This window comes from Bacillus sp. CR71 (assembly GCF_003429245.1).
Lineage (GTDB): Bacteria > Bacillota > Bacilli > Bacillales > Bacillaceae_G > Bacillus_A > Bacillus_A thuringiensis_S.
This window is the reverse complement of sequence record NZ_CP031748.1, coordinates 358142-384565: the sequence shown is the minus strand read 5'-3', so window position 1 is coordinate 384565 and position 26424 is coordinate 358142. Positions and strand designations below refer to the sequence as shown.

Genomic DNA, 26424 nt, shown 5'->3' with positions numbered 1-26424 from the left:
AATATCGAATTAGAATTATTATAGTTAATTAAAAAATATATTTTATGAGCACACTATTTTTTGATGCTCAAACCAACATTTAGGAGGAATTTTAACATGTTATTAATCGGCACAGAAGTAAAACCGTTTAAAGCTAATGCTTACCATAATGGAGAATTTATCCAAGTTACTGACGAAAGTTTAAAAGGAAAATGGAGTGTAGTTTGTTTCTACCCAGCTGACTTCACATTCGTTTGCCCAACTGAACTTGAAGACTTACAAAACCAATATGCAACTCTAAAAGACTTAGGCGTTGAAGTATACTCTGTATCTACAGACACTCACTTCACTCACAAAGCATGGCATGATAGCTCAGAAACTATCGGCAAAATCGAGTACATCATGATCGGTGACCCAACTCGAACAATCACTACAAACTTCAACGTTTTAATGGAAGAAGAAGGTCTTGCTGCTCGTGGTACATTCATCATCGATCCAGACGGCGTTATCCAATCTATGGAAATCAATGCTGACGGTATCGGCCGTGACGCAAGCATTCTTGTTAACAAAATTAAAGCTGCTCAATACGTACGTAACAACCCAGGTGAAGTTTGCCCAGCTAAATGGCAAGAGGGTTCTGCAACACTTAAACCAAGCCTTGACCTTGTAGGCAAAATCTAAGGAGTTCGATCAAAATGATACTAGATGCAGATATAAAAACACAACTATCCCAATACCTTCAGTTAATGGAGAACGATATTTTACTTAAAGTAAGCGCAGGAGACGATAACGTATCTAAAGATATGTTAGCTCTAGTAGACGAATTAGCTACTATGTCATCTAAGATTACAGTAGAAAAAGTTGAATTAGAGAGAACACCAAGCTTTACCGTAAACCGCCCTGGTGAAGACACTGGTGTCGTATTCGCTGGTATTCCATTAGGACACGAATTTACATCATTAGTGTTAGCTTTACTACAAGTAAGTGGACGCGCTCCAAAAGTTGAACAGAAATTAATCGATCAAATTAAAAACATTCAAGGCGAATATCATTTTGAATCTTATATCAGCCTAAGTTGTCATAACTGTCCTGATGTTGTACAAGCTCTTAACGTAATGAGCGTTCTTAACTCTAGTATTACACATACTATGATTGATGGCGCTGCATTCAAAGAGGAAGTAGAAAGCAAAGACATCATGGCAGTACCAACTGTTTACCTAAACGGCGAATCTTTCGGAAGCGGTCGTATGACACTTGAAGAAATTTTAGCTAAAATGGGTAACGGTCCAGATGCATCAGAGCTTTCTGATAAAGATCCATACGATGTTCTTGTTGTTGGTGGCGGCCCTGCTGGTGCAAGTGCAGCAATTTACGCAGCACGTAAAGGCATCCGCACTGGTATCGTTGCTGAGCGCTTCGGTGGTCAAGTAATGGATACTATGGGCATTGAGAACTTCATCAGCGTAAAAAAGACTGAAGGTCCTAAGCTAGTAGCAAGTCTTGAAGAGCACGTAAAAGAATACGATATCGATGTAATGAATCTACAACGTGCGAAACGTTTAGAGAAAAAAGAACTTATTGAAGTGGAACTTGAAAACGGCGCTATTCTGAAAAGTAAGAGCGTAATCGTTTCAACAGGTGCTCGCTGGCGTAACGTTGGCGTACCGGGTGAAGCTGAGTTCAAAAATAAAGGTGTAGCATACTGCCCACACTGTGACGGTCCATTATTCACTGGAAAAGACGTAGCAGTTATCGGCGGAGGTAACTCTGGTATTGAAGCAGCTATCGACTTAGCAGGTATTGTTAAGCACGTAACTGTTCTTGAATTCATGCCAGAATTAAAAGCTGATGCTGTATTACAAGAGCGTCTTAACAGCTTACCAAACGTAACTGTTCTGAAAAACGTTCAAACGAAAGAAATTACTGGTACTGATAAAGTAAACGGTATTTCTTACATCGATCGTGAAACTGAAGAAGTTCATCACGTTGAATTACAAGGTGTATTCGTACAAATCGGTCTTGTGCCAAACACAGACTGGTTAGGCGAAACAGTTGAACGCGCTCGCGGTGAAATCGTAACAGACAAGCACGGCGCTACAAACGTACCAGGAGTGTTTGCTGCAGGTGACTGTACAAATAATCCGTACAAACAAATCATCATCTCTATGGGTTCAGGTGCAAACGCAGCTTTAGGTGCATTTGATTACTTAATTCGTAACTAATAAAAAAACAGGTGCCTTAGCACCTGTTTTTTTTACCTTAATGTATAAACTAAAAACCTCTCATTCCCATTCTTCTCATAAGCACCTGGCAATCTAACTTCTTTCTTCAGCTCAAACGCAGTCTGATTTTCTAAGAAGAAAATATAGTCCTCAGAAGGATAATATAAAATAATATCCACTTCTCTCCCCGTTTCTTCTACCGAAAGCAAAATGTTATTTACTACATTCATAAACACTTGTACAGAAAATGGATTAAAAAAATAAAACCTATTATCATGCGGATCAATCTCATATTCCTGCGCTAAACAACATTGGAACTGGATTTTCCCCTTACTGTTTCGTGTCTTTCGTGCATAACGATCTCGATTATCCATCGCTTCTTTATAAAACTCTTCATTCATTTCAATTCCAACTGCTGATGCACCACATTTATGATGCATATAAAAGTTTAATCTTCCTTTTCCGCACCCAAAGTCTACAATTCGGTCGCTACTTCGTATTTCATATTGATTCAGTAACTCATCTAATCCGCTATAGGGCGTCGGTTCATAGCGGTGATAATGCATAGACTTGTTAAACCCCTTTTGCTCACCGACTGTTTTTATATGTAAAACTGCATCGTAATATTGTTCGTTCATTCGTTTTCTCCTATTAAAAAATGGTACTTATTATTATACACCATGTACTGGAGATTCATTTTTAATCAAATTAATAGGTACGTGAAATTATATTAACGATTTTCTTAATATATCTATCGTAACTTCAAATATATCAACGATTTTTCAAATATATCGATTTACCGACAATCCACGACAAAAAAACAGGAGCTCTCTAGCCCCTGTCTTCTAACACTTTCAATACAGTTTGTTTCAATATTTCTACTCCATCCATAATACAACTATGATCAAACCTCATATACGGATGGTGTAATCCAGGTTGTAGGTCTGCTCCTAGTCCAAGCATGACAGCTTTTAAATGTGGTCTTTTCACTGTGTAATAATGGAAATCATCGCTTCCTGTCGTATAGAGAGGTCCCGTACATCTCTCTTCCCCATACACTTCGATAATACCTTTACGCATAAAGCGCTCTGCTTCTTCGGAAACCTCTGCTCCTGGTGCAAGATCCATCCATTCATATGAAGTTTTCGACCCCATCGATGCAGCTGATTCTATTACATGCTCAATCTTTTCCTTTAATTCTTCTAATAGTATATTACTCTCTGCTCTTACATCTAAACTGAAATGACCATTTCCCGGAATGATATTTAAATTATCGCCACCAGCTTGGCATCTCGTCATTTTTACTGAATAGGAACTTTGCGGTGGCAACCAAATATTTTTCAAACCGATATTAATCATGGAAATGACATCAATTGCATTCACACCTTGGTGTGGTCTCGCCCCGTGTGCATCCTCCCCATGAATCATCCCCTCTAAAAATCCAGCTGCTCCATGGCGAATAGATGAGGCTCCTTGTTTCAAAGATAGTTCTTCAATCGGTCTTAGATGGACACCAAATAAGAAATCAGCATCATCTACAGCACCTTTCTCCACCATCTTCAAAGCACCATTACCCTTCTCTTCTGCCGGCTGAAAAATAAACCTAACCGTACCACTTTTCCATCTCATATTTTTCAATTGTAAAATAACTCCCATTACAATGGTCATATGAGCATCATGACCACATGAATGGTTCGCTTTAAATTCTCCATCTACTTCTTGCCAAAGTGCATCCATATCAGCACGAATCGCAATAACTGGATTCCCGCCTCCAATCTCAGCAATTACACCTGGACAATCATCAAATGTTCTATATGAAATTCCTTCTTCTTTTAAAAAGTCAGTAATATACGCTGTCGTTTCATATTCTTTCCAACTTACTTCAGGGTTTTCGTGTAAATGCTGAAAAATCTCCGTTAAGCGCTCTTGTAGTTCTAATGTTTTCAACGTTCCAGTCTCCTTCCCAAATTATAAACCATCAGGTTAATTATACTTATGAAAAACAGATGTTTTTATGAACATATTGAATTTTAAGAAAAAAGTCAATTGTTTATTTTTAAATACGATCGACAACTCACTTCATAACGATAGAACATTCCTTATTTTCTGTTTTTATGTTGACGCTTACATAAACTTTTAGTTATCATAACCTAATAAACGTCTATTTTACGACAATTCTAAAAATACAAACAAACATACGTAACAAGGAGGAACTTTATGAAAAAAGAAATACCTTTTGGAATAGCGATTATCCCTATTATCATTACCGTTGCAGTTATGATGGTTACAATTGTTGTATTAAAACAAAGCCCTCACGTTCCACTTATTATCGGTACAACCGTTGCTTCTATTGTCGCTTGGCGTTACGGTTACAAATGGAATGATCTTGAAGAAGCAATGTATAAAGGGATTCGTCTTGCATTACCCGCTATCGTCATTATTATTCTTGTTGGCTTAACAATTGGTGCTTGGATTGGCGGTGGAATTGTCGCAACGATGATTTATTACGGTTTAAAACTTTTAACTCCATCACTATTTTTAGTTTCCATTACTGTCATTTGTTCTATCGTTGCATTAGCGATTGGTAGCTCTTGGTCTACAATGGGTACAATTGGTGTTGCTGGAATGGGAATTGGCCTAAGTATGGGAATTCCAGCTCCAATGGTTGCTGGTGCCATTATTTCAGGCTCTTATTTTGGCGATAAAATGTCACCGCTTTCAGATACAACTAACTTAGCCGCAGGATTAACAAATACAGATTTATTCGCACACATTCGTCATATGTTATTTACTACAGTTCCCGGTTTAATTATTACTCTTATCGTATACGCGGTCTTAGGAAGAAGCTTCGGCGCTAACAATATTGATGCGAAGAGCATCGATCAAACGTTACAAGTATTGCAACAAAACTTTGTTATCTCACCTTTCCTACTCATTATACCCGTAGCCGTTATGGTATTGGTCGCTAAAAAGGTTCCTGCCATACCAGCCATTCTCGTCGGTATTATTTTAGGATTCTTATCACAAGTCTTTATTCAAGGTGGTTCTGTCTCAGCATCTGTCGGTGCACTCCAAGCTGGATTTGTTATAGACACTGGAAACAAGCTAGTAGACGAACTATTTAACCGCGGTGGCTTAGATTCGATGATGAATACAGTCTCTATGACAATTGTCGCTATGACTTTCGGAGGAGTATTAGAACATACAGGTATTCTTCGCTCAATTGTAAATCAAATTTTAAAGTTAGCGAAATCAGCAAAAGGGCTTATCGCTTCTACTATCGCATCTTGTTTTGCAACAAACCTTACTTGCTCTGAACAATATATTTCAATTGTTGTCCCTTCAAGAATGTACGCAAATGCATACACAGAAAAAGGACTACATTCAAAAAACTTATCCAGAGCATTAGAAGATGGCGGAACATTAACTTCTGTCTTCGTTCCTTGGAATACGTGCGGTGTATTTATTCTCGCTACACTTGGCGTAGGTGCATTTGAATATGCTCCTTATGCTATTTTGAATTTCATCGTACCTATTATCTCAATCATTTATGGTATAACAGGTTTCACAATTGTAAAACTATCAGACATTGAAAAAGCAGAACTGCTAAAGAAACAAAAAGCTCAACTAGAAGCTTAAAAATAGCGGTAAATTCAGTTCATATAGTGCGCGAGGTCGCCCTTGTTGATAGGGCATTTCCTCGCCGCAAATATGAGCATACCCGTAATCAACTAATTTCTTTAACAACCTTTCTGTCGATCTTCGAGTCACTTGTAAGTACTCAGAAAGGTCAGCTGCTGTAAATTTCAATGACGGATGCGATTGACTAAATTGAATAATTTTTGACAAGTTGGCCGGACTAAGCTTCGTTTCCTTCGCTATTTTCATTAGTTCCGGATTATCATTTTTCAAACTTTGTACTCTCTGTTCTCTCGGGAATGGACCAAACAAATCTTTATCACTTGTTAGTATATAAAAACAACGATCTATTGGATTATTCTTTGCAAAACTTTGAGCAATTTTTGCATTTTGCTCCGCTTCTTTCACGGTTTTTCCATAACCAAATCCAATAGCTATCGTTCCTTCTACACTCGCAAACAAGTTATCTATCGCATTTGTTTTAATAATTGATTCGATATCACCACGAGTTGTATACAAAATGCATGTCATTTCATCCACTTGTTTAAATGAACCACGTAGTTCTTTTGAAATGACATCTAGTTTTTCAAGCAAACTCGTTCGTAATTCTAAGGACGAAATAATACAAGTACCAACAGTAGCTGAATAGCTTTTTGCTAACTCAGCTTTTATTTTTGCATCTTTTAGCCCATGTATAATGGATTGTGTTGGATCAATCATACGCTCTGAAGGAACACCCATTTTTTGAAGCTCGTCGTAAACAGCGTGAATACTAGTTAAAGCTAAATGAGCTTCTCCAGATTGATATTTAGCTACATGAAAATCGATAACTCTATTTATTTCATCTTTACTCCACAGCATATTTTCATAATCCAACACTTGCGGACTTTCTTTTATACCGATATCATGGAACACATTTGTAATAAACGAGCGGTCTACTAAATCGATGGAAATGTTATGTGGTTGAATACTTTGATGATACATGATAGAAAGAATGGAAGATGCGACAGTTGTCTCGTCTTGCTGTAAGTATGTACTTGGAATTCGTAATTGTTCTCTTACTTCTTTTGCCATATAATAAGGTAAAGCACCTGAGAAAAAGATGACATCACAAGGCTTTAGACACTTTAATAGTTCAGAAGATTCTGCCGGATGAAGGTAAATATAGGAATCAATTTCTATTCCTTCTAATTTTTGAGCAATAGGAAAAAGGTTATCCATAAACTCCTTTGAACCGACAACTGCAATTTTTATCATCATTTTCTCTAACTCCTTATCATTAATTAACGACTATTTAACGTCAACTATATCAAATGTATAAAACTATTGTAAAACAGGAAGGAGTTTCTATTCAATGAAAATTACAGCTATTCATCTTTACGCAATTCGTTTACCGCTTCGCAGTCCGTTTGTTATTAGTTATGGCTCTTATTCTGATATGCCCTCTATTATCGTCAAAATGGAAACAGATGAAGGTATTATCGGTTACGGTGAAGGCGTTGCTGATGATCACGTCACAGGTGAATCATGGGAAAGTACTTTCCATACTTTAAAACATACGCTAACCCCTGCTCTAATCGGGAAAAATCCAATGAATATCGAAAAAATACACGACATGATGGACAATACAATTTACGGTGTTCCAACAGCGAAAGCCGCAATTGATATTGCTTGTTTTGATATAATGGGCAAAAAACTAAATCAACCTGTATATCAATTAATTGGTGGGCGCTATCATGAAGAATTCCCTGTCACTCACGTTTTAAGTATTGCCGATCCTGAAGATATGGCTGAAGAAGCTGCTTCTATGATTCAAAAAGGTTACCAATCTTTCAAAATGAAAGTTGGTACGAATGTAAAAGAAGATGTGAAACGTATTGAAGCTGTACGAGAACGTGTAGGAAATGACATCGCTATTCGCATTGATGTAAACCAAGGCTGGAAAAATAGCGCGAACACATTAACAGCACTGCGTTCATTAGGACATTTAAACATTGACTGGATTGAACAACCTGTTATCGCGGACGATATTGATGCCATGGCTCATATTCGTTCTAAAACAGATCTCCCGCTTATGATTGATGAAGGACTAAAAAGTTCTCGTGAAATGCGCCAAATTATTAAATTAGAAGCTGCCGATAAAGTGAATATAAAACTAATGAAATGCGGCGGCATATATCCAGCTGTAAAGCTCGCTCATCAAGCTGAAATGGCCGGCATTGAATGCCAAGTGGGATCAATGGTCGAATCCTCTGTTGCCTCTTCCGCAGGATTCCATGTCGCTTTCTCAAAGAAAATCATTACGAGCGTAGAGCTAACAGGACCATTAAAATTCACGAAAGACATTGGAAACTTACATTACGATGTACCATTCATTCGCTTAAACGAAAAGCCGGGACTCGGCATTGAAATAAACGAAGATACACTACAAGAACTAACCGTCTTTCAAGACGTTGTACGCTAAAGGAGGACTATCATATGACGGTTCTATACGAAGGAACATTAAAACAAAATAACGAATCATTTCACGTTACATTACTATCACTAGAGCACATCGAACAAATTTTATCACTACAAAACATTGTAGTTGAAGCACTAGAAGATAAAAATCGTTTACAACCACTCTCACAAGAAGAATTTCAATACATTCTAAAAGGAAACGGCATGATGATCGGTGCTTTTATCGAAAACGAACTCATCGCATTTCGCGCTCTACTCGTCCCGCCTATCGATGATGAACATTTAGGGCTTGATATTGGTTTGCCAGAAAGTGAACTACACCGCGTCATCTATCAAGAAATCTCAAACGTTCATCCGAACTGCCGAGGAAATGGTATGCAAAAAATATTAGCAAACGTCATCATGGACGAATTGCAAAAAGAAGATAGCAAATATGATTATGTATGCTGCACCGTTGCTCCTTTTAACATCCCGAGTTTGAAGGATAAATTTGCGCAAGGGATGGAGATTGCTGTGTTGAAGGAAAAGTATGGTGGTAGTCTGCGGTATGTTTTTGTGAAGAAATTGCGCGGAGATAATGAAAGAGATTGGACGGATATTCAAAGTATTCTAATGAGTGATGCTAGTGGACAGCAGGCTTTGCTTTTGGAGGGGTATCGTGGGTATGAGATGGAGAAAACAGCAGATACTTTCATTGTGAAGTTTGGGCGATAATCTATATACTCGAAAAAAGGAGATGTCTGCTGTGACCTCTTCTCTTTTCGATTTGTTGAACAATCCTGTAGTAAATGAAATTATATCAACGATTTTTCGAATATATCTATCATAACTTACAATATATCAACGATTTTTCGAATATATCTATCAAAACTCACAATATATCAACGATTTTTAAAATATATCTATCAAAACTCACAATATATCAACGATTCAACAAGAAATATCGATTTACAGACAAAAATCGATATCCCTTCCTAAACCGTCATCTTCCAACTAGATAACGCTAACCAATTCTCCATTTCTTTATAATCAGGCATTATCTTCCCGACAAGACGCCAGAAAGATCGATCATGATTTAAATGAACCATATGACACATTTCATGAACAACTACATAGTCAATTACTCGCTGTGGTGCCATTGCTAGCTTCCAATTGAATGTTAGTTGTAAATTCGAATCGCAAGTACCCCAAGTACGACTACTATCTGTAATACGAATAGAACGTGGTTTTGTTTTGAAATTACTTTGATGCGCTTTAATACTCTTCTCTACTAAAGATTTACACTGCTTATAGTAAAATCGTTTTAAAGCTTGCTGTATTTTCTCATCCTTTAGCTCTTTTACATAAATATGTAACTTATCCCCTTCAAAAATCGCATTGTCTTGCTCAATGCTTGCATCTTGGGAAATCTGTATCGGATACGTATTCCCTAAATACAAAAAGCCCTCTCCTTGATCATAATCCTTTTCCTGTGGTCCATGCGCTCGCTCCGCCATTTCCTTACGAGTTGTCTGAATCCAATCCCACTTCTCCTCTAGCAACTGGACTAAGTATTCAACAGGTGTCCCTTTCGGAGCCTGCACTTCCACATTTCCATACGAATCTACAAAAAGACGCACGGACTTTTTCTTCTTATAAGTTATATGAAAATTAATTGTCTCACCTAAATATGTATGTACCATTTCATCACCTAGCGTATTATTTTACAAATAAAAAAGAGTAGGATACAAACGTCCTACTCTACCTATTATATCATTTACTGCTTTAACGAACTCATTATCCTCTATACTTTACACCTAATCCCTTAATGAAATTCCTTGCGTATCTATCGCCGCACTCTTTGTAATTTTTATGACCTTTTTTTCTTAATAGAGCGCCTAACTCTCCTTTTGTTACCGTAACGCCTACGCTATCTAATATATCAAGTACATCCTCACTCGTTAAAGATAGTGCGATTTTCATTTTCTTTAGAAGAAGGTTATTGGCACTCTCCTTACTCTGTACAGGTGCAGGCTGCCCTGGTTTCGGATCTTGCTTTCCTCTTTTTAAAGTAATAAATCCATTGAAAAATGCCTCTAACATCATCATATCGCATGTTTTTACGTACTCATCTTCGATTACATCCGCATCTTCAGCTTCATGCTGAGGAGCTCTCTTTATTTTTGTAAGCATATCAACTACGTCTTCTTTCGTTACTTCCATCCCGCCGAGTTTAAAGATTTCCACCATATCTATATCTCTTATATCTAAAGCGTATCGTACTCTTTTTAATATATCGTTGTTGCTCATTGCCATTGGGTTTCCTCCTGAAATGTTGATTATTTATTCAGCAGTTAAAGTTTATCCTATAACGTGCTTTAAATTATCATGTTTAAATCTAACCTTTTAGTTATTGTCCGCTAAATTAATACTTTAACATTTTAAAGATATGTTTTATAGTCTTACCCGAACTTTTCTCTATCATTGTATCTACAGAGCTCTTACGTGTTTTTTATATGCCTTTAAAAAGATTTCTCTCTTAACATTAACTAAAAGAAAAAAACAGTGCTTTGATTTCTCAAATACACTGTTCTTTTCCAGCTCTACGCTTATTTTCAACTCACTCATGTCATACACTACATATGAAATGATTTAACTGCTTAAAAGTTAAACCGTCTCACTATCCTGAGCAACACCAACACTATCCTCAAACTTATCCAACAAAGCACGCACCTCATTGGTCGATTTCGTACTCATCAATTGATTTCTCAATTCCGCAGCTCCTGGGAAGCCCTTCACATAAATTTTGAAGAAGCGGTGAAGTCCTGTGATTGAGCGTGGCAGTACTTCTGCATATTGATCTTGAAGATCAAGTTGTAGTCTTAAAAGATCTAGATGTTCTTTACTGCTATGCTCTCTTGGCTCTTTTTCAAAAGCAAATGGATTTTTGAAGATTCCTCGTCCGATCATTACGCCATCAATGCCGTATTTTTCAGCAAGTTCCAGTCCCATTTTACGATCAAGGATGTCTCCATTGATTGTTATTAACGTATTTGGTGCGATACGGTCACGTAATTTTTTAATTTCCGGAATTAGTTCCCAATGCGCATCTACTTGGCTCATTTCTTCTCTTGTGCGTAAATGAATAGAAAGGTTCGCAATATCTTGTTTGAAAATGTGCGTTAACCAATCTTCCCACTCGCTTAACTCTTTAAAGCCAAGTCTTGTTTTTACGCTGACAGGTAGTCCGCCCGCTTTTGCTGCTTGGATAAGTTCTGCTGCAACGTCTGGACGTAGAATAAGACCACTACCTTTTCCTCTTGATGCTACATTCGGTACAGGGCAGCCCATATTAATATCAATGCCTTTAAATCCTAACTCTGCCATACCAATACTCATTTGACGGAAATATTCAGGATTATCTCCCCAAATATGTGCCACCATTGGCTGTTCATCTTCTGTAAAAATTAAACGACCACGTACACTTTTCATACCTTCTGGATGACAATAGCTATCTGAGTTTGTGAACTCTGTAAAGAATACATCTGGACGACCAGCCTCACTTACTACGTGACGGAAAACAACGTCTGTCACATCTTCCATTGGTGCAAGTACGAAAAATGGTCGTGGTAATTCACGCCAAAAATTATCTATCATTTCAAATTCAAATCCTCTCACTATGAATACAATTTCAAAATCTCAATTTATAATTTGTGAAAATCAGCAATATTTATTTTAACTAAAATCGCTTATGAATGGTATTTTTGTAAACCAAAAAGCAGATGGTATAGATTTTCCTATATCAACTGCTTTCCTATTATACTAACTTAAGCCAAGTCACACACTCCACATGAGTCGTATGCGGGAACATATCAACAGGCTGTACTTCCTGTGTTTTATATCCGCCTTCTTCTAGTACTTTTAAGTCACGTGCTAATGTTGCTGGGTTACACGATACGTATACGACGCGGTTTGGCTTCATGTCGATGATTGTGTTTAGTAATGCTTCGTCACAGCCTTTACGCGGTGGATCTACGACCATTGTGTCGGCGATTACGCCTTCTTTGTACCATTTTGGAATGACTACTTCTGCTTCTCCTACGCCAAATTCAGCGTTTGTCATGTTGTTTAGTGCTGCGTTTCGGTTTGCGTCTTCGATTGCTTCTGGGACGATTTCAACGCCGTACACTTTTTTCGCTTTTTGCGCTAGGAATAACGAGATTGATCCGATTCCGCAATAGGCATCGATTACTGTTTCGTTACCATTTAATTTTGCGTATTCTAACGTTTTATCGTATAGCACTTTCGTTTGTTCTGGGTTTACTTGATAGAATGAACGTGCTGAAATCGCAAATTTAATGTCACCGATAAAGTCATAAATATATTCTGATCCGTACAGTACTGTCGTTTTATCTCCGAAAATTACGTTTGTACGCTTCGTATTTACGTTTTGAACGATTGATTTTACTTCTGGGAATTTCGCTGCAATTTCTTCAATGATTGCTTTTTTGTTCGGCAATTCTGCTGTACGTGTAATGAAGACAAGCATAATTTCCCCTGTTACTTGTCCGTAACGAGCCATTACGTGACGAAGTGTTCCTTTGTTACGCTCTTCGTTGTACGCAGTGATACCGTGCTTTTCACAAATACGTTTTACTTCTTGAATTAATGTATCGTTTTCTTCTGCCTGAATTAAGCATGATTCCATATTAATGATGTCATGCGTTCCTTGGCGATAAAAACCAGCTACAAGCCCACCTTCACGTTCTCCGATTGGTACTTGTGCTTTATTGCGGTATACCCACGGGTTCTTCATGCCAAGTACAGGATGAACAGGAACATCACCTAGTCCTCCGATACGCTGCATAACGTCACGTACTTGTTTTTCTTTCGCTTGTAATTGTCCTTCATAAGTTAAGTGCTGAAGCTGACAACCGCCGCACTGATTATATACTGGGCATTCAGCATCTTTACGATATGGACTTTCTGTATGAAGCTTCATTAAACGACCAAATGCAAAGTTTTTCTTCACTTTAATAATTTTAATTTGCGCTTCTTCACCTGGTAATCCGTTTTTAACGAAAATAGGATAGCCCTTTACTTTCGCAACACCGGCACCATCATGTGTTAAATCTTCAAATACTACATCTATAAACTCGTTTTTCTCAACTGGTGGCGTCATTTTAGTACTCATTTTCCGACCTCTCTTTTTCATAACACTGCGTTACATTTTATCATACTTATATGGTCTTTTTCTATTGGAAGAAAAAAAGCTATTGACGATACTTCTCTGTTAATGTTACGCTACTACTAATTTAATACGGACGATGTTACCTCATATATACTTGATAATATGGATCGAGAGTTTCTACCCGGCAACCTTAAATCGCTGGACTATGGGGAAAACTAATGAATATTAGCCTATGCGTAAAAAAGGACTCATATTGATTAGCTTTCTCTCATAGATGAAAGTGAATCCATATGGGTCTTTTTTTATTTTTATTTTTCTAAAAGGTCAGACATCTTACGTATGACATAAAACCTCGTTCTTTTATTTTTAGTAATATAACGAACGTTTTATGTACAAACTTTATACGAACTTCTGAAAGGGGCAACTACATGCAATATGTAATGAGCATTATCGGTATTCTTGCCGTGTTAGGTTTATGTTTTGCTTTGTCAAACAACAAAAGTAAAATCAACTTCCGTGCAATTGCAATTATGATTGGTTTCCAAATTTTAATCGGTTGGTTTATGTTTGCTACAAAGATTGGTCAACAAATCATTATTTTCATTAGTAAAGTTTTCAACAAACTAATTAAACTTGGTACGACAGGTGTCGATTTTCTCTTTAATGGAATTCACAGAGATTTTGTCTTTTTCTTAAACGTATTATTAATTATCGTATTTTTCTCAGCACTACTTTCAATCTTTAGTTATTTAGGTGTTTTACCATTCATCGTTCGTGTTGTCGGCGGTGCAATTTCAAAAATTACTGGTTTGCCGCGCGTTGAGTCATTCCACGCAGTAAACTCTGTATTCTTCGGTTCAAGTGAAGCGTTAATCGTCATTAAAAACGATTTACAGCATTTCAATAAAAATCGTATGTTTATCATTTGTTGTTCTGCGATGAGCTCCGTTTCTGCTTCTGTTACAGCATCATACGTAATGATGTTAGATGCAAAATACGTACTAGCAGCTCTTCCGCTAAACTTATTCTCAAGCTTAATCGTTTGTTCGTTATTAACACCAGTTGATACGAAAAAAGAAGATGAAGTGATTCAAAAATTTGATAGAACTCTATTCGGAGACAGCTTTATCGGCGCAATGATTAACGGTGCGCTTGATGGTTTAAAAGTAGCTGGTATCGTTGCCGCATTAATGATCGCCTTTATCGGTGTGATGGAAGTTGTAAACTACGTAATTAGTGCAGCTTCAGGCGCAATGGGACATGCTGTTACTTTACAACAAATCTTCGGTTACGTACTTTCTCCATTCGCATTCTTAATGGGTATTCCAACTCAAGATATTATCCCAGCTGGTGGTATTATGGGTACGAAGATTGTTTTAAACGAGTTTGTAGCAATCCTTGATTTAAAAGACACAGCTACAACATTAGCTCCACGTACAGTTGGAATCGTTACAGTATTCTTAATTAGCTTCGCAAGTATTAGCCAAATTGGTGCAATCGTTGGTACAATCCGTGCCCTTTCTGAAAAACAAGGAAGCGTTGTTTCTAAATTTGGTTGGAAAATGCTATTTGCATCAACACTTGCTTCTATTTTATCTGCAACAATCGCTGGATTGTTTATTTAATAAAAAATCACCTTACTTTAACGAGTAAGGTGATTTTTTTGATTCTTTATGAAATCGAGTGAAATTCAACTGCTTCTTCTGTATTGATAATCCTATCTTTATATATACCTTTTATTGAAATGTAAATGATAGATTTGTTTATGTTTTTTAACTTTCCTAATGAAAAATGATAAAGTAATCCATCGCTTTTTAAAGTCCACATCTTCCCACTCCATGGACCAGTAGCTTTTTGTTCATTCGACGCCTTTATTTCACCTTCATATTCGCATTCTCCTAAAGGAGTTTTAATTATATTCTTCTCTGTATCAATTCGAATATTTTTAATTAGCTTCAAATTTTCATCAGAGAGAATTTGAATTTCATGATCTTTCTGTTTAAAAAAGAGTTTTCCGTCTTTGGTATTTACATATTCTGCATTATTCATTTTATCTATCATAAAATCATATTCTTCTTTTGTAATACCTAAGTTTTGATGATAAGGAAACGTTTTTTTCGGTATAATTTCTTCTTCGGCATACTTCAAATACCAATCTAAATTATTTGTAATACTATCGCTCATTTTATTTCCTATTTTCTCTAATTTCTCTTTTATCTCATAAGGAAATTCTAGTGTCATAATATCCGCCGTCACTTCCGCATTCATAAGATGCGATGGAATATACTCTTCCACACTATTCGCTTTACTCACTTCACTTTGGCAACCAACTATAAATAGTGATATGAAAAAGATATATATTATTTTTTTATATTTCATTTCTATTCTCCACTCCATACATTATTCTTACTTAGTTTTATAGCGGTTTTTATTATAGTATAAAATCTTTATATTTTAATAAAATCCATATCTGTATGCAAAATTGCATATCAATAAGTCTTCTTCTTACTTTAAAATTAGCTTAAATTACTTTCCAAATTATACAAATAACAAGCTTAAAATGTTATAATTTTCAAAAAACATTGGAGGATATTATGAAAGCCCACGCAATTTTCGATTTCTTACATTTACTAGTCTTAACGCTGAAAAGCTATTATGTATGGGGAATGCCTATCTATGTCTTCATTATTCCTCTTATCTTTGTAGTTGGTTATATCATTATTAATTCTAATAAGAAACAAAAAAATACATCTATTCAAAGTCACTAATCTATTACCTTAATAGCCTCCTAAAAATCATATTCCCCTCATTTTCTTCAAATGATATGATGAACAAGGGTATATCCCCACCACTCTTATAGCGGTGGGGATTTTAATGTCAATATGCAACATACTACACAATAGAAGGTGATTTTCATGAAAAAATACGCAGCAATTGCTTTATGTACGTCTGCCATTCTAGCAGGCTGCAATACTAGCAATGTAAGCCAAGAACCTAAAAAAGAGAAAAAGGTTCAAGAAGTAGCTAAACAAAAAGAGACTGTACAAGAACAAGGTAAAATTTCTTATACTCCCATCACATACGAATCTACAGACACTACTATTCATATGACAGATATAAAAGATAATTTAACTGAAGTACAATATAAAATTTGGCGCACAGCTGATGGCAAGGAAAGTGCTAAATCTTTTTCTTCTAAAGAAAAAGAGAAGCAATTCACAATTCCTTTTGATATAAAGGAATTTGAAGGAAAACGCGGTGAGTTCCAAATTGAAGCAACAGGAATGAAAGAAGATGGGAAAACAATCCCGCTTACGAAATCTACTATTACTTTCGAACAAAAGGTTCCTGTTCTTATGTATCACGCAATTGATGATTATCATGGTCAAGGTATTAAAGACTTATTCGTACCACCAGCTAACTTTGAAGCACAAATGAAACATTTAAAGGACAATGGTTATACGCTGTTAACGTTTGAACGCTGGGGCGATATAAATAAAGTAAATAAGCCGATTTTCGTTACATTTGATGACGGTATGAAAAATAATATGAATGCATTTCGCGTTTTACAAAAGCTAAAAGATGATACTTTTAAACCGGCAGCAACAGAATATATGATTGTTGATAACGTTGATGTAGAAGGAGCATTGTCTACTTCTGAAATAAAAGAAATGGTTGATTCCGGCATTTTCTCGGTGCAATCTCATACTGCAACACATGCAGACTTACCGAAAATTACAAACTATGAGGAAGAGTTAAAAGGTTCAAAAGAAAAACTAGAAAAAATAACAGGTAAGCCTGTTATCGCGATTGCTTATCCATTCGGTCATGTAGATGATAAGGTTGTTACAGAAACGAAGAAGTATTATCAATTTGCGACGACGACAAAGCCTGGGCAATTCATTACGAAGGGTGAACCTGATGAATTGTTAAAGATGAAGCGCGTTCGTATACACCATACAACGACTATAGAGCAGTTTGCTTCTTCAATTAAGTAAATATAAGGGCTCAATACATTTTGAGCTCTCTTTTTACTTTATATTTATATATATTTTTAGAATTTTCTTGTATTATATATAGTAAGAAATCTTTCAAATTAAAGGAGATTATACATATGTCATTTGAACAAACGTTAGAGAAATATGCTGCTCTTGCAGTTAATGTTGGTGTTAATATTCAACCTGGACAAACTTTATCAATTAGTGCACCTCTTGAAGCTGTACAATTTGTACGCCTCGTTACAGAAAAAGCATATAAATCTGGTGCAAAACACGTATATGTAGATTGGAATGATGAGACGTTAACACGCTTAAAGTTCGATCTAGCTCCTGAAGAAGCTTTCGCTGAATTTCCATCTTGGAAAGCACATGCTCGTGAAGAATTAGCAAAAGAAGGCGCTGCATTTATGTCTATCTATGCAGAAAACCCTGATTTATTAAAAGGTGTAGAAGCATCGCGTATTGCAACAGCTCATAAAGTAGCTGGAGAAGCAATGAAAGTATACCGTGATTACGTACAAGCAGATAAAGTAAGTTGGTGTGTCATTTCTGTTCCTACGAAAGAATGGGCTGCGAAAGTATTCCCTGACGTAGCGCCAGAAGAACAAGAAGCAAAGTTATGGGATGCTATTTTCAAAGCTACTCGTGCTGATTTAGAAAATCCTGTAGAAGCATGGAAAGAACATGATGAAACATTACATACAAAAGTGGATTACTTAAACGAAAAGCATTATAAAGCTCTTCACTATACAGGTCCTGGAACAGATTTAACAATCGAACTTCCAGAAAAACATGTATGGGCTGGTGCTGGTAGCTTAAATGAAAAGAACGTACCATTTATGGCTAATATTCCAACTGAAGAAGTATTTACAATGCCACTTAAAACAGGTGTAAACGGCCAAGTTTCTAGTACAAAACCGTTAGTATTTGCAGGTAATATTATCGATAATTTCACGTTAACATTTGAAAACGGGCGTATCGTAGACTATAAAGCTGAAGCTGGTGAAGAAGCTTTAAAACATTTAGTAGAAACAGATGAAGGTTCTCACTTCTTAGGAGAAGTAGCTTTAGTACCTCATGACTCACCAATTTCAAACACAAATGTTTTATTCTACAATACACTATTTGACGAAAATGCATCTTGCCACCTTGCAATCGGAAATGCTTATGCATTTAACTTAGTTGGCGGAAAAACAATGTCTAAAGAAGAACTTGCTGAAAACGGCGCAAACGCTAGTATCACACACAACGACTTCATGATTGGATCAGCTGAGCTTGATATTGACGGTATTACTGCTGATGGCAGACATGAGCCTATCTTCCGTAAAGGTAACTGGGCGTTTTAAATTTATTACCATAAAGAAACACATTGGATAATCCAATGTGTTTCTTTATTTATTTGGTTTCAATTCAAATTTTATCGTTCTATTTTCATGCGTAAACTCCGGTCTATATGTAGCGATATACGTATTTTCTTTCGCTACGTCAAATAGCATGATATCTTGAATTTTTTCATCTGGTGCTAACTTTTTACTAATAAAGCTATCAGGGTTATTATATTCTTTAAATCTTGTACCTTTCTTATCGGTAATCTCAAATTCATAAAATGCAAAAGGTATTTCCTTTTTACTATTATTTTCCACTTTGAAAATAACCCCCAAAATCTCTTCTTTCTTTTTATCCTCATCATAATCCGGATATCCTAATTCAACTGAATCGATAGTTACTTGCAAACCATCTACGTCTACTGTCTCCCCTATTTTATACACTTTATCTTGAACATCTTCTTGTTTACTTTCATTACTATCTTTAGTCTCAGTGCAAGCACTTAAACTAAAAGCTATGCCAAAAATTAAAACAATTTGACTCACCTTTTTTAACATACTCTTTCCTCCACATAAGACAATATTTCATATGTATCATAACAAAACGCTTTACTCTTTCTTGTCATATTTTGTCGTATTAATTGCTAACTGCACAAATAGAAAAAAGCTATCTTCTACAAAAGATAGCTTTCATGATGCCGATGAAACCTTAAGCCCAATGACACCCAAAACAATAAAGAGAATACAAAATGCTTGGAATAAGCTAATATGCTCTTTAAAAAAGTACACACTAATGATTGTAATAAGTAACGTTCCAACGCCAGACCAAATGGCATAAGCAATACTTAAATGAATCTTTTTAACGACGATAGCAAACACGCTGAAACAAATTCCATAAAATACGAAAATAAGTACACTTGGAACGAGCTTTGTTAAACCATTTGATAGTTTCATCGCAATTGTTCCAGCCACTTCAAAAATAATTGTAACAAGTAATAATAGCCAATATACCATACTAGAATCTCCTTCTCTGTTACCTTATAGAGATTCTAGTATACTACTTATAGTCCTAATGAAATATATTTAATTTCTAAATATTCCTCGATGCCGAAATGGCCTCCTTCACGGCCGATACCACTTTCTTTAAATCCACCGAATGGTGCTTGTGCAACTGATGGAAGACCATCGTTTAGACCAATAATACCGTACTCTAGCGCTTCACTAATTTGGAATGCTTGGCTAATGTCTTTCGTGAAAATATACGCAGCTAAACCGTATGGTGTATTATTTGCACGTTCAATTACTTCATCAACTGTTTTAAATTTCGCAACTGGTGCCACTGGCCCAAATGTTTCTTCATTCATACAAAGCATCGTATCATTTGCCAACCCAATTACAGTCGGTTGAATGAAATGTCCCTCTAACTCTGCGACCTTTTGACCACCATATAAAACTGTTCCACCTTTTTGAATAGCATCTTCAATATGTTCTTGTACTTTTGAAACTGCATTCTCATCAATAAGTGGCCCGACAGTCGTTCCGTCACCGAAACCGTCTCCTACTTTCAACTGCCCTACTGCCTTTTGGAACTTCTCTACAAATACTTCGTATACTTCTTCTTGAACGAATACTCGGTTTGTACATATACACGTTTGTCCTGCATTACGGAATTTCGAACCAATCACCGCTTCTACTGCTTTATCTAAATCTGCATCATTCATTACGATAAACGGAGCGTGTCCCCCTAACTCAAGCGAAACTTTTTTCATCGTTTGCGCCGCACTAGCCATTAACTCTTTCCCGATTTCCGTTGACCCTGTAAAGGACACTTTTCGAACGCGACCATCTTCCATCCATGTATCAGCAATTGCTTTTGCACTACCTGTTACGATATTGATTACGCCCTTTGGAATATCTGCTTCATGGGCTAATTCAGCTAATTTCAATGCAGTTAATGGCGTTTGACTTGCTGGTTTCACAACGGCTGTACAGCCTGCTGCAAGCGCTGGGGCTACCTTTCTCGTAATCATAGCAGCTGGGAAGTTCCAAGGTGTAATAGCTGCCATAACGCCAACTGGTTGCTTCATAACTAAAATGCGCTTATTCGGATGAGAAGCAGGAATCATTTCACCGTATACGCGTTTCCCCTCTTCTGCATACCATTCAACAAAACTGTTTGCATAATTTACTTCACCAAGCGCTTCTGCAAACGGCTTTCCTTGTTCCTTCGTCATAATCGCTGCGATCTCTTCTTTATTTTCATCAATAAGCGTAAACCACTTTTTTAACTTCGTGGCACGATCTGCTGCCGTTAACTTAGACCACGTTTTAAAAGCTTCATGTGCAGCATCAACAGCTTGCTTTGCCTCTGTTACTCCGCCTTTTGGTACAGTTGCAAATATTTCCTTCGTCGCAGGATTATTTACTTCAATTTGTTCTTGTAGTGTAATCCACTCACCATTTATATACATCGCCTTTTTATCTATACTTACGAAAGTCGCCTTTTTATCCAATGTTTTCTTCCCCCTCTATGAACTTCTTAATTTTCCTAGTAGCAGCAGATTGACTAATTTGCAAAAACTCAGCCACTTTATAACTTGATCCATACGTTTTATACGCTTTAAGAATAATATTTCTCTCTACCTCTTCCAGCATTTTATAAAGGCTTTGCCCCGATTGTTCAACTGCAGCCTCTTGCATAGAGAGTGGCAAATCCTCTACCGTTACAACATCATCGACAGTAATAACAATTCTCTCAATTACATTCTCTATCTCTCTATTGTTTCCTTCCCACGGATATCCGACAAACATTTGTAATGTACCCGGTGCTAGTTTCACATCACGTCCGTACTTTTTATTAAAGTGCTGCAAGTAATGATAAATAAGCGGTAAAATATCTTCTGTTCTTTCCCTAAGCGGGGGAATTGCAATTGGAATGACATTCAGACGATAGTATAAATCTTTCCGAAATGTTCCTTGTTTCACCATCTCGCTTAAATCTCTATTTGTTGCCGCCACAATTCGAACATCTACTTTTTTTAATTCTCTTCCGCCTATAGGACGAAATGTTTTTTCTTGCAATACTTGCAAAAGCTTCGCTTGAATTTCAAGCGGCATTTCACCGATTTCATCTAAAAAAAGAGTTCCTTTATGCGCGGATTCTAATAGTCCCTTTTTCCCTTCACGATTCGCACCTGTAAAAGATCCACCTGAATATCCAAAAAGCTCCGATTCAATTAAATTAGTTGGTAATGCCGCACAATTAATTTCATAGAAACTTTCATGCTTACGGTGACTCACTTCATGTAAATAGCGTACTAATCGACTTTTTCCTACTCCAGTCTCGCCTAAAACGAGAACAGTACTATCCACTACAGATACTTTTTTGATTGTATCGACTATTTTTTGCATAGCTAGACTTTTAAAAATAAGTCCTTCATGCTCATATGTTTCTCTTAATTCTTTTTTATATGTTTTTAGCTGATTATCCATTTCCTCTACCTTTTGACGTAATTGATAGAGTTCAGTAAGGTCGCGAGAATAACTAATCACTCTTCTTAAATTTCCCTCATCATCAAAAACAGGCCTTGTACGAACGTGTAAATACTCTCCTGATTTTGTAGTTTGAACGAGTTCAATTGGCCTCTTTTTTCCAATCACTTCTAATGTCGCTGATGGATAAAAGATTCCATCCTTTTGTAGTTCTTTTACATGCTTACCAACTAACTCTTCTGCAGCTAGTTGGTAGTGCCTTTCACATGTACTATTTACACGTACAACGATCCCTTGCTCATCTGTAACAAAAATTTCGTCAAACGCATATTCAAATACATCTTTTAAATCCATTAACACTCGTTCCTTTTCTGCAACCATCCTAGCCACCCCTAACTTCAAATCCATCGATCCACTTCACTATCTTTATTATAAAGTGAATTTTCTGCATTTAATATAGAGTCAGCTAGAATGTTTGCTATTTATACTTCAGTTTTTAAACGCGAGCGATGTTCGTTTGCTCATAACAAGCTTGCAATGATTCTTCAATTATTGTTAAACCTTCTTCAAGTTGCTCATCTGTAATAACTAAAGGCATTAACACACGGATAACATTTCCATACGTTCCTGCTGATAATAAAAGTAACCCACGCTTATTTGCTTCTGCACATAGATTAGCCGTTAACGTTTTGTCAGGTGCTTTCGTCTTACGATCTTGAACGACCTCAAATGCACACATTGCTCCTAACCCACGCACATCACCGATGCAATGATATTTATTTTTCATCTCTTCGAATCGGTTCATTACGACTTTTCCTAATTCTATCGCTCTATCATTTAATTTCTCATTTTCTATTACATCGAGAACAGCTAATGCAGCTGCACATCCTAATGGACTTCCTGCATACGTTCCACCAAGTTCACCTGGTGCAGATTCATTCATAATTTCTTTACGTCCAATGACACCACTTATCGGTACACCAGCCCCTAATGATTTAGACACTGTAATTAAATCTGGAACGACATCATAGTGATCAATTGCAAAATATTTTCCTGTACGACTAAAGCCTGTTTGTATTTCATCCGCTACAAATAAGATGCCGTTCTCTGAACAAATGCGGCGTACTTCTTGAACAAATTTCTTACTTGGGACGATAAATCCACCTTCCCCTTGAACAGGTTCCATTACAACAGCTGCAATTGTTTCTGGTGCTACTTCCGATATGAAGAAGTTCTTAAACTCTTCAATAATAAAATCATCATACTGCTCTTCCGTTAATCCCTCTGGGCGACGATATTCGTATGGAAATGGCGCTTTATATACTTCTGGAGCAAAGGGACCAAACCCAAATTTATATGGCTTCACTTTACTTGTCATCGTCATTGTCATTAATGTACGACCGTGGAAACCTTTAGAAAATGCGATAATACCAGGTCTCTTCGTATATTTACGAGCGATTTTCACCGCGTTCTCAACTGCTTCTGCACCACTATTTAAAAATAGGACTTGCTTATCGAAACTTCCTGGTGCCAATGCCGCAAGCTTTTCTGCTAATTCAATATATGGCTCATACATCATGACATTAAATCCAGTATGAATGTATTGATCGACTTGTTTATGGAGCGCTTCTTTAACCGTTGGATGACAATGCCCTACGTTAATTGTCCCGATTGCTCCTGCAAAATCAATGTACTGATTGTCATCAACATCTGTTACAAGAGCACCATTTGCAGATTGTACAAACGTTGGGATGCCATTACTTACTCCTTTTGGTACTATATTTTGACGGCGTTCTAATAAAGATGCCGCTTTCGGTCCTGGAATTTGTTCATTTACTTTAGCAAATTTTTTTGTGTTCATTGCGTACCCCATCCTTTTCTTTACATTGTTTTCTCTTCTTATTGCAAAATATATGCCAACTTTCCTTTCTAGCATTTATCCTATATTCTTTGTATCCAGGCATAAAAAATAAGTCTATAAAGACTCATTAAGAGTCTTTATAGACTTATTTTCCTTACACATTAGACTTTTCTTTCTCCCAGAAAAACTCACCCGATTGAGAAATAAACTCTCCAACAGAATCTAACACTAAATCAGCAAGTGGTTCTAATGTTGGACGGTCTCCCGTACCAGATAGCACCCCAATTGCATAGCAATCACCACCATTTTTAGCTAAATGTAAATCAGTTGGCGTATCTCCAACAACCGCAACCTCACATGATTCTAAATTAAATTTCTCACAAAACACTTCTATAATCTTTTTATCTGGTTTTTGCGCAAGGAATGTATCCGAGGCTATAATATAATCAAAAAAGTTCTCCAACTTATATTGTTTTAAAAATAATTCTGTTGGTGCGAAATCATCCGCCGTGACAACCCCTAATATAAATCCTTTATCTTTTAATGCCTGTAACACTTTCGGTAAATCTGCTGTCATTTTCATATGCGAACGATGCTCATACATAAGGGAAAATAACTTCTCACTTACCCAATGATGCATCTCTTCTTCTCTAGCAGACTCAATATAATTACAAAGCCCCTTCGCTACATCAAGGCTTGTTCCAGCAGCTATTGCACTCCTCGGATTAACAAATGCTCCCTCTACACCAATCTCTTCTAATAAGGTCTGCCCTATTGTACTTGGTAAATGATATAAACTTATACATTCAGCTACAAGTTCTTCAGCTACTTTTATCCAAATTGAATGAAAATCCATTAATGTCCCATCTTTATCAAATAGTATTGCTTTTACCTTCTCCATAGCATCCTACCTCTCGTTTCTTATCTCCTCCAGTGTATCAATAAAATATGGATGTAAAATAAAAGAATTGTAAAAATACCATAAAAATCAAACTAACTCCCAATTTACAATTCATTTTAACAAAGTAAAAAAGGATGCCTTTACAAGGCATCCTCTTGATGTTCAGGAACAAATAGTTCTAAACAATGATATATATTTTCAAATTCCATCGGTGCATCTCCACCATACTCACCATCTAAATTAATCATTAGTTTATCTGGTGAATGTACTTTAATTCGGTTCGCTTGTGTATATAACACTTTTGGATTATTAATATGTTCACCACGTTGTGCTTGTGTTGCTGCTTTAATTAAATCAGCGATAGAACCTTTTTTCAGTACTAATAGGTCAAATAACCCATCGTTAATAGATGCATACGGTGCTACCTTTTCAAATCCACCTACTGAACGAGTATTCGTAATTAAAAACATCGTAATTTCTTCTTGTAGTAACTTTCCATCATACTCAATTTCAACATATGTCGGATGCAATGATGGTAACATCTCGATACCTTTTAGGTAATAAGCAAGTTGTCCTAATACTGTCTTTAACTTACTCGGTACTTCGTATGTTAATTCTGTAATACGACCGCCACCAGCGATGTTAATAAAATATGTATCGTTCGCTCTACCGAGGTCTAATGGCACTGTTTTTCCTTCGCAAATAATATCTGCTGCCTCTTCAATAGAACGAGGTACACCAATCGCACGTGCAAAGTCATTTGTCGTTCCAACTGGAATAATTCCAAATTTCGGGCGGAATTCATGTCCAACTAAACCGTTTACTACTTCATTTAATGTACCGTCGCCACCAGCGGCAATAACAACATCAAACTTACGATCCGCAGCTTGCCTCGCCGCCACAGTAGCGTCTCCAGGACCCGTTGTCGCATGACAAGATGTCTCATAGCCAGCTTGTTCTAATTTTTGTAATACTTCTGGTAAGCTCTTCTTAAATAGCTCACGCCCAGAAGTAGGATTATAAATAATTCTTGCTCGCTTCATCATTTATTAGCATAGGAAATTTCTTTATGCATCGAAAAAGAACATACCGAACTTCTATTCAGTATTCCCATGCCTACCTCCTCTCATCTTGCTATCCTTCTTTTATCCCGCTCAAACAGGCAGTAAGAACCCGATTCGTGTAGTCCATCAAAAGTAAATATTCATTTCAATGGTTTTGTTTTATTTGACCAAAAAATTTATCCCGCTATTTGTGGGCAGTAAATGCCCGATTGGTGTGGGCTAATAATCAGCTTTGGATGAACCTCCCACTGATTAAAGTTTCACTTTATTTCTATCCATTCTTCCATAAAAATTTACATATAACGAATAATAA

Annotated in this window: 24 protein-coding genes and 1 riboswitch; of the genes, 9 read left to right on the top strand and 15 right to left on the bottom strand. The window is 36.6% G+C overall.

The window, feature by feature from the left end; all coding sequences use genetic code 11:
* The first annotated feature begins 96 nt into the window (after positions 1–96).
* Together ahpC and ahpF are read left to right on the top strand one after the other, a co-directional pair.
* Positions 97–660 (top strand): alkyl hydroperoxide reductase subunit C, encoded by a 564-nt coding sequence (ahpC, locus tag DOS87_RS02065; RefSeq protein WP_000924420.1) that lies wholly within the window; start codon positions 97–99, stop codon positions 658–660.
* A gap of 14 nt (positions 661–674) precedes the next feature.
* Positions 675–2201, top strand: a complete 1527-nt coding sequence (gene ahpF, locus DOS87_RS02060) for an alkyl hydroperoxide reductase subunit F (protein WP_098578498.1) — start codon at positions 675–677, stop codon at positions 2199–2201.
* A 32-nt stretch (positions 2202–2233) separates the two neighbouring features.
* Here the strand turns inward: ahpF and DOS87_RS02055 are convergent, their stop codons facing one another.
* On the bottom strand, positions 2234–2839 hold the full coding sequence (locus DOS87_RS02055) for an SAM-dependent methyltransferase (protein ID WP_001005634.1): 606 nt from the start codon (positions 2837–2839) through the stop codon (positions 2234–2236).
* A 193-nt stretch (positions 2840–3032) separates the two neighbouring features.
* Positions 3033–4148, bottom strand: coding sequence for a M20 peptidase aminoacylase family protein (locus DOS87_RS02050; protein ID WP_000853510.1), 1116 nt, complete (start codon positions 4146–4148; stop codon positions 3033–3035).
* Positions 4149–4418: 270 nt separating this feature from the next.
* On the opposite strand from DOS87_RS02050, the gene nhaC reads away from it, so the two are divergent.
* Positions 4419–5840 (top strand): Na+/H+ antiporter NhaC, encoded by a 1422-nt coding sequence (gene nhaC / locus DOS87_RS02045; protein WP_000711513.1) that lies wholly within the window; start codon positions 4419–4421, stop codon positions 5838–5840.
* Here nhaC and DOS87_RS02040 read toward each other — a convergent pair.
* Positions 5829–7100 (bottom strand): transcriptional regulator, encoded by a 1272-nt coding sequence (locus DOS87_RS02040; RefSeq protein WP_098506765.1) that lies wholly within the window; start codon positions 7098–7100, stop codon positions 5829–5831. The two genes, nhaC and DOS87_RS02040, sit on opposite strands and share 12 nt — an antisense overlap.
* A 94-nt stretch (positions 7101–7194) precedes the next feature.
* On the opposite strand from DOS87_RS02040, the gene DOS87_RS02035 reads away from it, so the two are divergent.
* Complete coding sequence (locus tag DOS87_RS02035; RefSeq protein WP_000704500.1) at positions 7195–8304, top strand: mandelate racemase/muconate lactonizing enzyme family protein; 1110 nt, start codon at positions 7195–7197, stop codon at positions 8302–8304.
* A gap of 14 nt (positions 8305–8318) precedes the next feature.
* Positions 8319–9014: a hypothetical protein gene (locus tag DOS87_RS02030; RefSeq protein ID WP_000217542.1), complete on the top strand. Its 696-nt coding sequence runs from the start codon at positions 8319–8321 to the stop codon at positions 9012–9014.
* Between the two features lie 260 nt (positions 9015–9274).
* Here DOS87_RS02030 and DOS87_RS02025 read toward each other — a convergent pair whose 3' ends face one another.
* From DOS87_RS02025 to rlmD, 4 genes are all read right to left on the bottom strand, one after another.
* Entirely contained in the window at positions 9275–9982 is a 708-nt protein-coding gene (locus tag DOS87_RS02025; protein WP_000233754.1) for a M48 family metallopeptidase, read from the bottom strand.
* A 94-nt stretch (positions 9983–10076) separates the two neighbouring features.
* Positions 10077–10595, bottom strand: coding sequence for a YehS family protein (locus DOS87_RS02020; RefSeq protein WP_001251723.1), 519 nt, complete (start codon positions 10593–10595; stop codon positions 10077–10079).
* A gap of 351 nt (positions 10596–10946) precedes the next feature.
* Complete coding sequence (locus DOS87_RS02015) at positions 10947–11936, bottom strand: tRNA dihydrouridine synthase (protein WP_000566714.1); 990 nt, start codon at positions 11934–11936, stop codon at positions 10947–10949.
* A 160-nt stretch (positions 11937–12096) separates the two neighbouring features.
* A complete protein-coding gene (rlmD, locus tag DOS87_RS02010) occupies positions 12097–13473 on the bottom strand; it encodes a 23S rRNA (uracil(1939)-C(5))-methyltransferase RlmD (RefSeq protein WP_098578171.1) in 1377 nt (458 codons plus the stop codon).
* A gap of 121 nt (positions 13474–13594) precedes the next feature.
* Positions 13595–13696: riboswitch (purine riboswitch) on the top strand.
* A 202-nt stretch (positions 13697–13898) separates the two neighbouring features.
* On the opposite strand from rlmD, the gene DOS87_RS02005 reads away from it, so the two are divergent.
* Positions 13899–15095, top strand: coding sequence for a NupC/NupG family nucleoside CNT transporter (locus tag DOS87_RS02005; protein ID WP_001200491.1), 1197 nt, complete (start codon positions 13899–13901; stop codon positions 15093–15095).
* Between the two features lie 46 nt (positions 15096–15141).
* On the opposite strand, the gene DOS87_RS02000 is transcribed toward DOS87_RS02005, so the two are convergent.
* Positions 15142–15849, bottom strand: a complete 708-nt coding sequence (locus tag DOS87_RS02000; protein WP_000875598.1) for a hypothetical protein — start codon at positions 15847–15849, stop codon at positions 15142–15144.
* Positions 15850–16064: 215 nt separating this feature from the next.
* Here DOS87_RS02000 and DOS87_RS01995 point away from each other — a divergent pair, with 215 nt between their 5' ends.
* The 3 genes from DOS87_RS01995 to DOS87_RS01985 all read left to right on the top strand — a co-directional run bounded on the left by DOS87_RS01995 (position 16065) and on the right by DOS87_RS01985 (position 18814).
* Entirely contained in the window at positions 16065–16238 is a 174-nt protein-coding gene (locus DOS87_RS01995; RefSeq protein ID WP_000643592.1) for a hypothetical protein, read from the top strand.
* Positions 16239–16385: 147 nt separating this feature from the next.
* Positions 16386–17468 carry a polysaccharide deacetylase family protein gene (locus DOS87_RS01990; protein ID WP_208730199.1) on the top strand — a complete coding sequence of 361 codons (1083 nt, stop codon included), beginning with the start codon at positions 16386–16388 and terminating at the stop codon, positions 17466–17468.
* A gap of 116 nt (positions 17469–17584) precedes the next feature.
* Complete coding sequence (locus DOS87_RS01985; RefSeq protein WP_000007349.1) at positions 17585–18814, top strand: aminopeptidase; 1230 nt, start codon at positions 17585–17587, stop codon at positions 18812–18814.
* A 45-nt stretch (positions 18815–18859) separates the two neighbouring features.
* Here the strand turns inward: DOS87_RS01985 and DOS87_RS01980 are convergent, their stop codons facing one another.
* The 7 genes from DOS87_RS01980 to DOS87_RS01950 form a co-directional block, all read right to left on the bottom strand.
* Positions 18860–19351: a DUF4352 domain-containing protein gene (locus DOS87_RS01980; protein ID WP_000915102.1), complete on the bottom strand. Its 492-nt coding sequence runs from the start codon at positions 19349–19351 to the stop codon at positions 18860–18862.
* Between the two features lie 132 nt (positions 19352–19483).
* Entirely contained in the window at positions 19484–19807 is a 324-nt protein-coding gene (locus DOS87_RS01975) for a DMT family transporter (protein ID WP_000263262.1), read from the bottom strand.
* Between the two features lie 47 nt (positions 19808–19854).
* Positions 19855–21306 (bottom strand): NADP-dependent succinate-semialdehyde dehydrogenase, encoded by a 1452-nt coding sequence (gene gabD / locus DOS87_RS01970; RefSeq protein ID WP_000358137.1) that lies wholly within the window; start codon positions 21304–21306, stop codon positions 19855–19857.
* A complete protein-coding gene (locus DOS87_RS01965) occupies positions 21299–22666 on the bottom strand; it encodes a sigma-54 interaction domain-containing protein (RefSeq protein WP_098577956.1) in 1368 nt (455 codons plus the stop codon). The genes gabD and DOS87_RS01965 overlap by 8 nt, the downstream gene beginning before the upstream one ends.
* 115 nt (positions 22667–22781) lie before the next feature.
* Positions 22782–24146, bottom strand: a complete 1365-nt coding sequence (gene gabT, locus DOS87_RS01960; protein WP_001093004.1) for a 4-aminobutyrate--2-oxoglutarate transaminase — start codon at positions 24144–24146, stop codon at positions 22782–22784.
* Positions 24147–24300: 154 nt separating this feature from the next.
* A complete protein-coding gene (locus DOS87_RS01955) occupies positions 24301–25047 on the bottom strand; it encodes an HAD family hydrolase (RefSeq protein WP_000416657.1) in 747 nt (248 codons plus the stop codon).
* A 140-nt stretch (positions 25048–25187) separates the two neighbouring features.
* Entirely contained in the window at positions 25188–26093 is a 906-nt protein-coding gene (locus tag DOS87_RS01950; RefSeq protein ID WP_000977679.1) for a diacylglycerol kinase, read from the bottom strand.
* Positions 26094–26424 lie beyond the last annotated feature (331 nt).